Origin of the sequence: Antricoccus suffuscus (assembly GCF_003003235.1) — a bacterium.
Classification (GTDB): domain Bacteria; phylum Actinomycetota; class Actinomycetes; order Mycobacteriales; family Antricoccaceae; genus Antricoccus; species Antricoccus suffuscus.
In genome coordinates this window covers 180472-193737 of sequence record NZ_PVUE01000005.1, presented here as the reverse complement: position 1 = coordinate 193737, position 13266 = coordinate 180472, and the positions used below count along the sequence as shown (strand labels likewise).

Genomic DNA, 13266 nt, shown 5'->3' with positions numbered 1-13266 from the left:
TATCCCAGCGCGAACTCGGTCGCAAACTGGCGTCAATCGCGATGCATAGTCTGCCGGTGACTGGGTACTATTCCCGGACACACTCGACTTGAGGAGCGTAAATGGCAATCCTGTTGTGGATCCTCGCTGTGATTCTGGTGGTTTCCGGAATCTTCGCGATTTTCCGGAAGCAAATGCTGTGGGGGATCGTCCTGATCGTCGTCGGTCTGCTCGTCGGACCAGGCGGCGTGAGCATCTTCACCTGACATAAGTAGCAAGCAAAAGGCGGCGCCGGCATTGTCCGGCGCCGCCTTTTGCCGTCCAAGCCCGGACTGGCTGAGGTCGATGATGCAGATGCCCGATCCAGGCACGAGTTTTGCGATTTCGGGCGCTTGAATCGGACATATGTGTCATTCGATTTTCGCATTTCGGTTGCCGAGCGTCGGCAAACGTGGTTGCGTGAGAGATCGGTGGTCGAGCAGTCGTGCCGCTGGCAACGTCTTCCCTTGAGGGTGGGTGTCACTATGACTGCATCTGTCTTGTCCGTTTGTTCCACGAAGCACGAAGCGCGCGATTCCGCAGGCCACACTGTCCATCGCGATCGTGGCCGCCACGAGCAAACCCGCCTGCTGTTCGATGAACTGGCCGGCAACAAAAACGCGGCAGGCAGCGCGGCTATCAGGCGGCGCATCATCGAGGTCAATATGCCGGTGGCGGCCGCCATCGCCGGCCGGTACGCCGGCCGCGGCGAGAATCAGGACGATCTGCGGCAGGTCGCATACGTCGGCCTCAGCAAGGCCGTCGCGGGGTTCGACAGCGCCTTGCGCAAGGATTTCCTGAGTTACGCCGTACCCACGATCTCCGGGGAGCTCAAGAAGCATTTCCGCGACCATTGCTGGACCGTCCGGCCGCCTAGGCGCATCCAGGAGCTGCAGAGTCAAATTTCCGGCGCGCGTGACCGTCTGACGCAGACGCTCGGTCATACGCCGTCGCTCACCGAGCTGGCGACCGAACTCGGCGTCGATGAGGACGAGATCGACGAGGCGCTGTCTGCGGACGGCTGTTTCTCGCCGTCATCTCTTGATGCTCCCGTTGGTGAGGAGTCGGCGACCTCGGTCGGTGACCTGATCGGTGACTACGACGGCGAGTTCGAACGACGCGAACGCAGCATGGTCCTAGAGGAGCTACTGCACGGTCTCGCCACCCGAGACCGCGACATCTTGACCTTCCGGTACGTCGATGACTGGACGCAAGATCGGATCGCGGCACGGCTCGGGGTTACCCAGATGCAAGTGTCCCGATTGTTGAAGCGGATCCTGCAGGATCTCAGCACCCGCGCGGCCGCGTGACGCCGGACGATCCGTGACTCCGTCGCGCCGCGTTGGCGCCTCGCGCATCGTCGTCACGGCTCAATCGCGCGCATGTGCCGTTTCGCAGCAGTCGCCGCCGGGTGGTGCTGCGCACTGGCACATTTGTAGCGGGATGTCGCGGGCGCCCGCTTGAACGGAAGCGAAATCCGGACGCAAGTGGCGGATGGCGACGCAAGTTTTCACGGAACGGTCTCTTAGGGGTGAGTCGGTGCGGGAAATCGGGGGAAGTGCCCGCACCGACTCACGTCCTGGTGGCCCATCTTCTGGGCGGCAGCGGATGGCACGCATGTGCCAACTGTCGTTACGAAACGTGCGGTCTGCGGACTTGTCGGCTTACGGTCGCGCGGTGCACAGCGCCATCCCAAATCGAGCGCCTTGACCCGGTCGACGCCGAGCCGATCGAGGCTGATTGTCGCGGCGCTTGGACGGCGGCAGCGATAGTTGCGTGGGCGGAACTCACGGGCACGAGTGTGCTCGGTGAATCCACCAGATTGTCAGTTTCATGACGTCCCCCCTGTAGCGTCCATCGGACCGCCCCAAAAGGAGCCAATCCGGTCGTGCGGCCACCCCCCGGTAACCGACGCTGTGAGTGAGATTACACGCTTTAACTCCGATGTCCTACGGCAGTAGCGAAAAATCGAGACAACGAAAGTTGGCCGTTATGTTTGATCATTCGAGCGTCGTACCGGCGTCGTTAGTCGACACCTTCAGTTGGCATGAGCGACCTGGGGCGATTACCCGGCTGATGCCGCCATGGCAGCCGGTGCGGGTGGTCTCGGAGGCGACCAGCCTGCGCGACGGTACGGCGATCCTGCGCCTGCCCGGCCGGCTGCGTTGGGAAGCGCGCCACCAGCCAGGCGGGTTTGAACCGCCGTACCGTTTCGTCGACGAGCTCGCGAACTTCCCGCTGCGACGTGCGCTGCCATGGCGGCACACCCACCGATTCGAGGCGGTCGACGACTCGCACACGCGCGTCATCGATGAGGTGTCCACGCGGGTCCCTGATTCGGCGCTTCGACAGATGTTCGGATACCGACATCGCCAACTAGCGGGCGACCTCGCCGCCCACGGCTGGGCCGGCGACCTCATGCCGCGGCCGCTGCGGATCGCTATCACCGGTTCTTCGGGGCTTGTCGGTACGGCGCTATGCGCGTTTCTGACGACAGGCGGTCACGACGTGGTCCGGCTGGTCCGGCGTACGCCGCACGGGCCGGGGGAGCGCCGCTGGGAACCACTGCACCCGGACTCGGACTTGCTCGATGGAGTCGACGCGGTGGTCCATCTTGCCGGTGCCTCGATCGCCGGACGGTTCACCGCGGAGCACAAACGTGCCATCCAAGACAGCCGGATCAGCCCCACCCGGCGACTCGCGGAGGTTGCGGCCCGCGCAGGGCGGCCGATTCGGTTTATCAGCGCGTCGGCGATCGGCTACTACGGCGCCGACAATGGCGACGGGCTACTCACCGAGGAGAGCGACCAAGGTGACGGGTTCCTGGCCGACGTGGTCGGTGACTGGGAGGCGGCAACGGACCCCGCCCGCGACGCCGGGCAGCACGTCAGCGTCGTACGCACCGGCATCGTGCAGGCGCGCAACGGTGGCACCCTCAAGCTGATGTACCCGCTGTACGCCGCGGGCCTCGGCGGTCGGCTCGGGGACGGCAGGCAGTGGACCTCGTGGATCGGGATCGATGACCTCGTGGATGTGTATTACCGGGCGCTGGTCGACGATCGGCTCTCCGGGCCGATCAACGCGGTCGCGCCCGAACCGGTGCGCAACGCCGAGTACGCCGCCATGCTGGGCCGGGTGCTGCGCCGGCCCGCGATCCTGCCGACGCCGAGTTTCGGGCCGCGACTGATCCTCGGCGACGAGGGCGTGCGCGAACTGGTCGAGGCAAGTCAACGGGTGGAGCCCGCGAAGCTCAAGTCCGCCGGTCACCGCTTCCGTCATCCACGGTTAGAGGAGGTATTGCGCCATCAACTTGGCCGTTATTGAGCCGTACGACGCGATACGATTACGTCACACGCGCATGCAGTTACGCTGCTCGCCCGGCGATTGGAATCAACATGAGTTTCTTCGGAGAGCTCAAGAGCAAGGTCGAAGAGGTCGTCGGCAAGGTCGAGCGCACGGTCGGCGGCGCCGTCGGTGACAAGGCGATGGAATTCGGCGGTGAGGCGCATTACGAGCACGGTGAAGCACTGCTTGAGAAGGAAGAGAACGGCGACGCGCCCGACGACAGCGCGGGTGCTCCGGCCAAGTAAGCCGGCGAACGGAAGTACGCGGATCGCCCGAGATCACACCTCATGCCTGAGGTGATCATCAGCGGGGGCGGTCCGACGGGCATGATGCTGGCGAGCGAGTTGCGGCTGCACGATGTCGACGTGCTGGTGCTGGAGAAGGACGCGGAGCCGAGCAGGCTGGTCCGTTCGTTGGGCTTGCATCCGCGCAGCATCGAGATCATGGATCAGCGCGGGCTGCTAGACCGGTTCCTCGCGCACGGTCAGCAGTATCCGGACGGAGTCCGCCGCTTCGCCGGCATAGAAAGTTCACCCTCGGTGACCCTGGACACCGCGCACGGTTACATCCTCGGCATCCCCCAGCCGGTAACCGACCGCCTGCTGACCGAGCGTGCCATTGAGCTCGGCGCCCAGATCCGCCGCGGCCACGAGGTGACGGGCGTCCAGCAGGACGGCGACGGAGTCACGGTCGAGCTAGCCGACGGAGCACTGTTGCGCTCTCGCTGGCTGGTCGGTTGCGACGGCGGTCGCAGCCTGGTGCGCAGGCTGCTTGGCATCGGGTTCCCCGGCGCGCCCGCTCAGACTGAATGGATTCTCGGCGAGATGGAAGTGACGATGCCGGCCGAGGAGTTGACCGCGGTGGCGGAGGAGGTCCGCAAGACACATAAGGGCTTCGGGATCGGACCCGCAGGTGACGGGTTACACCGCGCCGTCGTACCGGCCGCCACCGTAGCCGAGGACCGCGTCACCCCGCCGACCTTCGAGGAGTTCCGCACTCAGTTGCGGGCCTACACGGGCACCGACTTTGGCGCGCACTCACCGCGCTCGCTGTCCCGGTTCACCGACGCGACGCGGCTGGCCGACCGATACCGCTCGGGCAGAGTGTTCCTCGCCGGCGACGCGGCGCACGTCCATCCGCCGCTGGGCGGCCAAGGGCTCAACCTCGGCATCCAGGATGCCTTCAACCTCGGCTGGAAGCTCGCCGCTGAGGTGAACGGCCGGGCACCGGACGGCCTGCTGGACTCGTATCATGCCGAGCGCCACCCGGTCGCCGACGACGTACTGACCATTACCCGCGTCCAGTCGCAACTGATATCGCCCGATCCCGGTCCCCAAGCGGTCCGCCGGCTCCTCACCGAGCTGATGGACTTCGAGGACGTGAGCCGGTTCCTGATCGAACGGGTCGCCGGTATCGGTATCCGTTACGACTTCGGCGACGGCCACGAGCTGGTCGGCAAGCGGCTGCGGGACATCCACTTGTCGCGAGGCCGTCTCTACGAGCTGATGCACCGTGGCCAGGGGTTGCTGCTGGACCGGGCAGGCGAGCTCACGGTCGAGGGATGGGCCGATCGGGTCGATCACGTCGTCGACGTCAGCGAGGAGCTACACGTGCCCGCCGTGCTGCTGCGCCCGGACGGCCACGTGGCCTGGATCGGCGATGACCAGCAGGGCTTACAGAGTCATTTGGCGATGTGGTTTGGCCCCGCCGCGTCCGGGGCGTGATCGCCGCTCATCGGTGATACGACAATCCGCGTCGCTTGAGCGCGTAGTCCGAGTAGCGGCGGCCACACTATGTGGGCGCCTAATACCGGATCGTGCCGACTAGGCTGGAGGGGCGGCGACGCAGCCGTCCTGCAGCCATCTTCTCGAGCTAACCGGAGCCTTTCGTGCCACGTGTCGTCGTCGACGTCCTGCTCAAATCGGAAATTCTCGACCCTCAGGGTCAGGCCATCGAACGGGCGCTGCCGCGCCTGGGTTTCGACGGAATCAGTGACGTCCGCCAAGGCAAACACTTCGAGCTCACCGTCGCCGACGACGTCGCCGATCCGGAGGACGTCGTACGCCGGGTCGCCGACACGCTGCTGGCCAACCCGGTGATCGAAGACTTCACCGTCTCGTTGGTGAGCTGAACCGTGGCACGCATCGGCATCGTCACCTTCCCGGGCAGCCTCGATGAGCAGGACTGCGCCCGCGCCGTACGCCGCGCCGGGGCCGAAGCGGTCGCGCTCTGGCACGGCGACCACGACCTGCACAACGTCGAGGCCATCATCCTCCCCGGTGGGTTTTCGTACGGCGACGCGCTGCGCTGCGGCGCGATCGCGAAGTTCTCGCCGGTCATGGGAGAGGTGATCGACGCGGCCAAACGCGGTGTCCCGATCCTCGGCATCTGCAACGGCTTCCAGATCCTTTGCGAGGCACATCTGCTGCCCGGCGTACTCACTCGCAATGCGCACCTGCACTACCGCACCAAGGACCAGTCGCTGCGGATGGAAAACACCACTACCCCGTGGACCTCGGCGTACGCACCCAATGCCGAGGTCGTCATCCCGGTCAAGCACGGCGAGGGGCGTTACGTCGCCGACGAACCGGTGCTCGATGCGCTGGAGTCTGAGGGCCGGGTGATCGCGCGGTACGTCGGCGGCAACCCCAACGGCTCGGCACGCGACATCGCCGGGATCACCGACGCGACCGGCCGGATCGTCGGCCTGATGCCGCACCCCGAGCACGCGATCGATCCACTCACCGGGCCGACCGACGATGGCCTCGGCTTCTTCACGTCCGCGCTCAACGCACTGTCGGGGGTGGGCGCGTGAGCACGATCGACACCACCGACAACGCCGCGGGGTCGCCGCAGGTCGAGCAGCCGTACGCCGAACTCGGGCTGAAGGACGACGAATACCAGCGGATCCGCGAGATCCTCGGCCGCCGGCCCACCTCCGCCGAACTCGCGATGTATTCGGTCATGTGGTCCGAGCATTGCTCCTACAAGTCGTCCAAGGTGCATTTGAGCACCTTCGGCGACCTGCCGAAGTCCGACGCGCTCCTGGTCGGGATCGGTGAAAACGCCGGTGTCGTCGACATCGGTGACGGCTGGGCGGTCACCTTCAAGATCGAGTCGCACAACCATCCGTCGTTCGTCGAGCCTTATCAGGGCGCGGCCACCGGCATCGGGGGCATCGTCCGCGACATCATCAGCATGGGCGCCCGTCCGGTTGGCGTGATGGACCCGCTGCGATTCGGGCCGGCGGACGCGCTGGACACCCGCCGCGTGCTACCCGGTGTCGTCGCCGGTATCGGCGGTTACGGAAACTGCCTGGGACTACCCAACATCGGCGGCGAGATCGTTTTCGATCCCTGCTACGCCGGCAACCCGCTCGTCAACGCGCTCGCGGTCGGCGTCGTACGTCACGAGGACATCAAGCTCGCGAAGGCAGCGGGGCCGGGCAATCTCGTCGTACTTTTCGGCGCCCGGACCGGCGGCGACGGTATCGGCGGCGTGTCGGTGCTCGCGTCCGAGACGTTCGGCGACGAAGGACCGGCCAAGCGGCCGAGTGTGCAGGTCGGCGACCCGTTCACCGAGAAGCTGCTCATCGAGTGCTGCCTGGAGATCTACGCTGCCGACCTCGTCGTCGGCATCCAGGATCTCGGCGGCGCGGGACTGTCCTGCGCGACCAGCGAGCTCGCGTCCGCCGGTGACGGTGGGATGCACATCGAGCTCGACAAGGTGCCGCTGCGCGATGCGACGCTGTCACCCGAAGAGATCCTGATGAGCGAGTCGCAGGAGCGGATGTGCGCGGTCGTCGAACCGGCGCACATCGACCAGTTCCTCGCTATTTGCGCGAAATGGGACGTGACCGCCTCGATCATCGGCGAGGTCACCGACGGCGAGCAGCTGACCGTCGACTGGCACGGCGAGCGGATCGTCGACGTACCCCCGCGGACCGTCGCGCACGAGGGACCGGTCTATCACCGGCCCATCGAGCGGCCGGAGTGGCAGGATGCGCTGATCGCGGACACGGCGGCGGCGTTGCCGAAGCCCTCCACCCCCGGCGAGTTGCGTGCGTTGGCGCTGCGGATGGTCGCGACGCCCAACCTGTGCGACAAGTCGTGGGTCACCGAGCAGTACGACCACTACGTGCGCGGCAACACCGTGCTTGCCCAGCCGGAGGACTCCGGCGTGATCCGGGTCGACGAGCAGACCGGCCGCGGGATCGCGCTGTCGACCGACGGCAACGGCCGCTACGGCAAGCTGGATCCCTACTTAGGTGCGCAGCTGGCCTTGGCTGAGGCCTACCGCAACGTCGCGGTGACCGGCGCCGTACCGCTGGCCGTGTCGGACTGCCTCAACTTCGGCAGCCCCGAGGATGCCGGCGTGATGTGGCAGTTCCAGCAGACCGTCCGCGGACTTGCCGACGCGTGCCGTGAGCTCGGCCTGCCGGTGACCGGCGGCAACGTGAGCTTCTACAACCAGACCGGCGACACCGCGATCCACCCGACGCCCGTGCTCGCCGTACTCGGCACGTTTGACGACGTGACCCGGCGTACGCCGATGGCCTTCGGAGGTACGCCGGAGGAGACGCTGATCCTGGTCGGGGACACCTTGCCTGAGTTCGACGGCTCCGAATGGGCCTTCGCCGAGCACGGCCACATCGGTGGCGTACCGCCGAAGCTCGACCTGCAGCGCGAACGTCGGCTCGCTGAGGCACTGGTCGCCGCGTCGCGCGACGGGCTGATCTCCGCGGCGCATGACCTTTCCGACGGTGGTCTGTGGCAGGCGGCCGCGGAGTCGTGCATGCGCGGCAACGTCGGTGCCACGATCGTGCCGCCGGCGCAGTACGCCGATGTCGACGGGCTGTTCACGTTCCTGTTTGCCGAGTCTGCTGGCCGGGCCCTGGTGGCCGTGCCTCGGGAGCAGCAAGCGCGCTTCACCGACCTGCTGACCCAGCATGAGCTGCCGTGGGCGCAGATCGGGATCGTCGAGTCAGACGGCGACGAGATCGACGTACAGGGCGGGTTCGGCATCAAGGTCGCCGAGCTGGCGGACGCGTGGAGTGGGACCCTGCCGACGTTGTTCGGTTCGGCCGAGGTCGCCGCGCAGGGACTCGCGGAGGACTTGCACTGACCGTCCGCAGACCACCCACGGCAGACGAGGTGCGCGACGCGCTCGCCGCAGTCGCGCCGTGGCTGCAGGACGCGGACGCGGCACCGGCCCGCCCATTGGTCGCGGCCGCCGTACGGCTCAGCGCGCGCTATCTCGCGGCCGAACACCCTGGTGGCGCCGTGGAAGTGCGGATCCCGCCGTACGTCGCGGTGCAGTGCATCGAGGGCCTGACCCACAAACGGGGTACGCCGCCCAACGTGATCGAGACCGATCCACGTACCTGGTTACTGCTGGCCACCGGCGTACTGGGGTGGGGTTCGGCGGTAGCCGACGCTCTGGTGACCACCAGCGGCCAGCGCGCCGACCTGTCCGCGATCCTGCCCCTCGCCCTCTAACCCGCGATCCGCGGGAACTTTCCCCGTCGGCCGCGAGAACCTGCCCCGTGATCCGCGGGAACCTGCCCGTCGTCCGCGAGAACCTGCCCCGTGATCCGCGGCGAGTCACCCGCCATCTGTCACCACTTTCTGCGAAGTCCCTGCACCGATCGTACATTTGTGCTGTTTGGCCGCAAGGTCCCGCCGTCAGCGCTGCCGAACCATACATTTGTGTGCGGTGGCAAGGAAGACACGTGACCCGGCTGGGAGCGCTACTTGTGGTTAGCCTGCGTGACACTCGGGCGACAGATCACGCGCGCCGTCAGCCCCCGGTACAGCGGGTGTTGATCCGGACGCAACCTGCCGCGGATCGGCGCGCAACTTCTCGCAGTCCACGGGTGGATTTAAGAACACAGTTTTGAGCCTGTCCGCGGCGGGAGTGGACCCGTAGACTTGGCCTTGCACTTGACCCGAAATTAAAGGGGAATCCCACGGTGGAACCGGTGGACGAGCCGCGCGAAGAGTGCGGTGTATTTGGCGCTTGGGCGCCCGGCGAAGAAGTTGCCAAACTTGCCTATTACGGGCTCTACGCAATCCAACATCGTGGCCAGGAAGCGGCCGGTATCGCGGTGAGCGACGGTTCGAGTGTGGTCGTCTATAAGGACATCGGCCTCGTATCGCAAGTTTTCGATGAATCGACCCTCTCGAGCCTGCGCGGACACATTGCTGTGGGGCACTGTCGCTATTCGACAACGGGCGGCAATAGCTGGGAAAACGCGCAGCCGACGTTTCGTACGACGACGACCGGGACCAGCATCGCGCTCGGACATAACGGCAATCTCGTCAATACCTCTGAATTGGCCAAGCGAGCCGCGAACGAGGGCATTAAAGGCCTGTCGGGAGCATCGACCGATTCCGATGTTATGACGTCCTTGCTGGCCGCTCGGCCGGACCTCTCGATCGAGGCCGCCGCTATGGAGTTACTGCCGACGCTGCGCGGCGCGTTTTCGCTGGTGTTCATGGACGAGCACACGCTGTACGCCGCGCGCGATGCGCAGGGTGTGCGCCCGCTGGTCCTGGGCCGGCTCGAGCGTGGCTGGGTCATCGCGAGTGAGACGGCCGCATTGGACATCGTCGGTGCGTCGTTTGTGCGCGAAGTCGAACCCGGCGAGCTCATTGCGATCGACGCCGACGGTCTGCGTTCGCAGCGCTGGGCCGTCCCCGAACCCAAGGGCTGCGTCTTCGAATACGTCTATCTCGCCCGCCCGGACACCACGATCTCCGGCCGCGGCGTACACGCCACGCGCGTCGAGATCGGTCGCCGGTTGGCGCGTGAGCATCCGGTCGAGGCCGACCTCGTCATCCCTACCCCGGAGTCCGGTACGCCGGCCGCTATCGGGTACGCCGAGGAGTCCGGCATCCCTTACGGCCAGGGACTGGTCAAAAACGCGTACGTCGGGCGCACCTTCATCCAGCCGAGTCAGACGATCCGCCAGCTCGGAATCCGGCTCAAGCTCAACCCGCTGCGCGACGTCATCCGCGGCAAGCGACTGGTCGTCGTCGACGACTCGATCGTGCGCGGCAACACGCAGCGCGCGCTGGTGCGGATGCTGCGCGAGTCCGGTGCCCTTGAGGTGCATGTGCGCATCTCGTCGCCACCGGTGAAGTGGCCGTGCTTCTACGGCATCGACTTCGCCAGCCGCGCGGAGCTCGTGGCCGGCGGTCTCGACGTCGACGGCGTACGCGCCTCGATCGGCGCCGACTCGCTCGGATACGTCTCACTCGACCAGCTCATCGCCGCTACCGAACAGCCCAAGTCCCGGCTGTGCGCGGCATGTTTCGACGGCAACTATCCGATCGAACTGCCGAGCGCCGACTTGATCGGCAAACACGTCCTCGAAGGCGTCTCCCGCAAGGTCGACGCCGAAGGCGCGCTCGAGAGGCTCGACCAGGCCGCCGGCGCCGAGGACGCCGTACGCCGCCCTTAGTGTTCGCACCCGTCACGTACCCCAGCAGATAAGGCCGTCATGAGCGACCAGCACGACAATTCGACGTACGCCGCCGCAGGAGTCGACCTCGAGGCCGGTGATCGGGCCGTCGAGTTGATGAAGAGCAAGGTGGCGCGCGCGTCCCGCCCAGAAGTCGTCGGTGGACTGGGCGGATTCGCCGGCCTGTTCGCCCTGGACACGGCGAAGTACACCAAGCCGCTTCTTGCTTCCTCGACCGACGGCGTCGGCACGAAGATCGCTATCGCGCGGGCACTCGACAAACACGACACGATCGGTCAGGACCTTGTCGCGATGGTCGTCGATGACATCATCGTGTGCGGCGCCGAACCGCTGTTCCTGCAGGACTACATCGCCTGCGGCAAGGTCGTCCCGGAGAAGATCGCCGCAATCGTCGGCGGGATCGCCGAGGGTTGCCGGCTCGCCGGGACTGCGCTTGTCGGCGGCGAGACCGCTGAGCACCCGGGTTTGATGGACCCCGAGGAGTACGACGTAGCCGCGACCGCCGTCGGGGTCGTGGAGGCGGACAAGGTCCTCGGGCCCGAGCGGGTAAAGGCCGGTGACACGCTCATCGCGATGGGCTCGAGCGGCGTACATAGCAATGGCTACAGCCTGGTCCGCAAGGTGATCGCGGACGCCGGGCTGGACCTGTCCGGTACGCCGGAAGGCCTCGACCGGACGCTCGGCGAGGTCTTGCTCGAGCCGACGAAGATTTACACGCTTGAGTCGCTCGCGCTGTTCGCCGAGGTCGACGTACACGCCATGTGCCACGTCACCGGAGGCGGCATCCCCGGCAACCTGCCGCGGGTACTCCCTGCCGGTACGACGGCGACCGTGGATCGTTCGACCTGGTCGCTGCCGCCCGTTTTCGGGCTGCTCGGCGCGGCCGGACACATTGAGCGGGCCGAACTCGAGCGGGCGTTCAACGTCGGGGTCGGGATGATCGCGGCGGTTGCCGCGTCGGACGCGGACCGGGCGATCGACGTACTACGGGCGCAGGGCATCGACGCGTGGGCGTGCGGCGCCGTATCGGCCGCCACCGGCGAGCCCAAAGCCACGATGGTCAGCGACTACCTTTAAATCTCGTCGGTCGAGCCTTCGACGGCTCTTCGCTGATTGAGCGAGCGGAAAACCCCGTGACGTATCGGTGTCCGTAACCGCGGTTACGGACTTTTCGATGTTACGGAGTTTCGGTTCCGCTCGCCTCACTCAACCAGCGAAATCTAGCGGCCCTCGTCGGGTCCGTCGCTATAGTCCGAGTACTTGCTTGCCAAATCGTCGTACGGATCGGGCTCCGAACGTTCGTCGCGACCATGATTGGTCCGAAGACTTGGGGAGGTACCTGCGGCGAGCTCTCGCTGCAACGCAGTTAGATCAGTGTCAGGGGAGTAGTACTTCAACTCCCGGGCAACCTTGGTCTGCTTAGCCTTAGCACGGCCGCGCCCCATGGCTCGACCCCCTCATACGAAGTGCGGAGCGCGCGCATTGCGAGCCCCGGAATGATTAGTTAGTTTCGTGCCGCCCAGCCTACCCCGCGATCAGTCCAAACGTCGCGTTAGGGTTCAACACGTGGAAGCGTCGTATATGTCATCGTTACGCGTGTTCGAGCCGTTGGAGTCATTCGCGCCGGCCGAACAGCGCCGTTGGGCCGCACTTATCGATGCCCACGGGGCGCCGACGCCGGAGGTGGCAGACGGGCAGGTCCGGCTGGGTTTGCTGCCGGCAGTGGCGGGAAGCACAGTCGACTTCCGCCGTCTGGAGGTCGTCGAGTCGGCCTTGACGCTCCGCTGGGAAGGCGCGGACCTTGTCTGCCCGCTCGACACTCGGCCGCGTGCTCTGCAGGCGATCGTCGATTCGGAATGGCGGTTGCCGTTCCCGCTCAACGAATGGGCGATGTCCAAGCAGGTACGCCGGCACGCGGCTCGGCTTCAGGCGCATCCGTCGGCGACGCGTCCACGCGGCGGCCACCACATCCTCACGAGCAACTGGCGGGTACCGGTCTGGTGGTGTGCACTATTCAAGTCCACTGAGCAGGTGCACGATGGTTCGCGCCCTGATGTTGTCGCTTTCCGTACGACGATCATCGATGCGATCAAGCGCGCCGACTCGGCGATGCAGACCATGAACGACTCGTTCGGCACGGCCGAGATGACCGCGGACCTCGACTCGATGATTGAGTGGCTGCGCGCCTTCAACGAGATGTCCGTCGTCGAGCTCGACTACGGCGCGCTGAGTTCCTACCTGCAGTTAGACGACGAGAAACGGGATCGGGGCGTCAGCCTGGTCGCAAAGTCCCTCACTTATCTATCCGCAGGGGACATGGACGAGGCTCTTTCGGCGTACCACGAATTCACCGAAATCTGGGAAGAGATTGCCCGCCTTGAAGCCTGGAATTGACAAGAGGATAACGTCACGGGAGA

At 66.0% G+C, this 13266-nt stretch carries 13 protein-coding genes; 12 read left to right on the top strand and 1 reads right to left on the bottom strand.

Annotated elements, in window-relative coordinates; genetic code table 11:
* The first annotated feature begins 101 nt into the window (after positions 1–101).
* The 11 genes from CLV47_RS22005 to purM all read left to right on the top strand — a co-directional run bounded on the left by CLV47_RS22005 (position 102) and on the right by purM (position 11926).
* Entirely contained in the window at positions 102–245 is a 144-nt protein-coding gene (locus CLV47_RS22005; protein ID WP_170111007.1) for a GPGG-motif small membrane protein, read from the top strand.
* Positions 246–503: 258 nt separating this feature from the next.
* On the top strand, positions 504–1328 hold the full coding sequence (locus tag CLV47_RS08465; protein ID WP_106348583.1) for a SigB/SigF/SigG family RNA polymerase sigma factor: 825 nt from the start codon (positions 504–506) through the stop codon (positions 1326–1328).
* A 682-nt stretch (positions 1329–2010) separates the two neighbouring features.
* Entirely contained in the window at positions 2011–3342 is a 1332-nt protein-coding gene (locus tag CLV47_RS22325; protein WP_238145283.1) for a TIGR01777 family oxidoreductase, read from the top strand.
* A gap of 71 nt (positions 3343–3413) precedes the next feature.
* Positions 3414–3608: a hypothetical protein gene (locus CLV47_RS08455; protein WP_106348581.1), complete on the top strand. Its 195-nt coding sequence runs from the start codon at positions 3414–3416 to the stop codon at positions 3606–3608.
* A 42-nt stretch (positions 3609–3650) separates the two neighbouring features.
* A complete protein-coding gene (gene rox, locus CLV47_RS08450) occupies positions 3651–5087 on the top strand; it encodes a rifampin monooxygenase (RefSeq protein ID WP_106348580.1) in 1437 nt (478 codons plus the stop codon).
* A gap of 164 nt (positions 5088–5251) precedes the next feature.
* Positions 5252–5494, top strand: a complete 243-nt coding sequence (gene purS / locus CLV47_RS22220; protein ID WP_177557512.1) for a phosphoribosylformylglycinamidine synthase subunit PurS — start codon at positions 5252–5254, stop codon at positions 5492–5494.
* Between the two features lie 3 nt (positions 5495–5497).
* The gene (purQ, locus tag CLV47_RS08445) at positions 5498–6178 is read left to right on the top strand and encodes a phosphoribosylformylglycinamidine synthase subunit PurQ (RefSeq protein ID WP_177557510.1); all 681 of its coding nucleotides are present in this window, start codon (positions 5498–5500) and stop codon (positions 6176–6178) included.
* Complete coding sequence (gene purL / locus CLV47_RS08440) at positions 6175–8487, top strand: phosphoribosylformylglycinamidine synthase subunit PurL (protein WP_106348579.1); 2313 nt, start codon at positions 6175–6177, stop codon at positions 8485–8487. Before purQ ends, purL begins: the two co-directional genes overlap by 4 nt.
* Positions 8488–8516: 29 nt before the next feature.
* A complete protein-coding gene (locus CLV47_RS08435) occupies positions 8517–8861 on the top strand; it encodes a sterol carrier family protein (protein ID WP_238145282.1) in 345 nt (114 codons plus the stop codon).
* Positions 8862–9343: 482 nt separating this feature from the next.
* Complete coding sequence (purF, locus tag CLV47_RS08430; RefSeq protein WP_238145281.1) at positions 9344–10828, top strand: amidophosphoribosyltransferase; 1485 nt, start codon at positions 9344–9346, stop codon at positions 10826–10828.
* Between the two features lie 39 nt (positions 10829–10867).
* A complete protein-coding gene (purM, locus tag CLV47_RS08425) occupies positions 10868–11926 on the top strand; it encodes a phosphoribosylformylglycinamidine cyclo-ligase (protein WP_106348577.1) in 1059 nt (352 codons plus the stop codon).
* Between the two features lie 143 nt (positions 11927–12069).
* Here purM and CLV47_RS08420 read toward each other — a convergent pair whose 3' ends face one another.
* Positions 12070–12294 carry a DUF3073 domain-containing protein gene (locus CLV47_RS08420; RefSeq protein WP_106348576.1) on the bottom strand — a complete coding sequence of 75 codons (225 nt, stop codon included), beginning with the start codon at positions 12292–12294 and terminating at the stop codon, positions 12070–12072.
* 121 nt (positions 12295–12415) lie between these two features.
* Here CLV47_RS08420 and CLV47_RS08415 point away from each other — a divergent pair, with 121 nt between their 5' ends.
* Positions 12416–13243 carry a DUF8083 family protein gene (locus CLV47_RS08415; RefSeq protein WP_146135328.1) on the top strand — a complete coding sequence of 276 codons (828 nt, stop codon included), beginning with the start codon at positions 12416–12418 and terminating at the stop codon, positions 13241–13243.
* Positions 13244–13266: the final 23 nt, after the last annotated feature.

Bases quoted from the DNA above. Each gene is read 5' to 3' on its own strand.
- CLV47_RS08465 (WP_106348583.1), top strand. From the start codon at position 504: ATGACTGCATCTGTCTTGTCCGTTTGTTCCACGAAGCACGAAGCGCGC.
- CLV47_RS08455 (WP_106348581.1), top strand. From the start codon at position 3,414: ATGAGTTTCTTCGGAGAGCTCAAGAGCAAGGTCGAAGAGGTCGTCGGC.
- rox (WP_106348580.1), top strand. From the start codon at position 3,651: ATGCCTGAGGTGATCATCAGCGGGGGCGGTCCGACGGGCATGATGCTG.
- CLV47_RS08420 (WP_106348576.1), bottom strand. From the start codon at position 12,294: ATGGGGCGCGGCCGTGCTAAGGCTAAGCAGACCAAGGTTGCCCGGGAG.
- CLV47_RS22325 (WP_238145283.1), top strand. From the start codon at position 2,011: ATGTTTGATCATTCGAGCGTCGTACCGGCGTCGTTAGTCGACACCTTC.
- CLV47_RS22005 (WP_170111007.1), top strand. From the start codon at position 102: ATGGCAATCCTGTTGTGGATCCTCGCTGTGATTCTGGTGGTTTCCGGA.
- purM (WP_106348577.1), top strand. From the start codon at position 10,868: ATGAGCGACCAGCACGACAATTCGACGTACGCCGCCGCAGGAGTCGAC.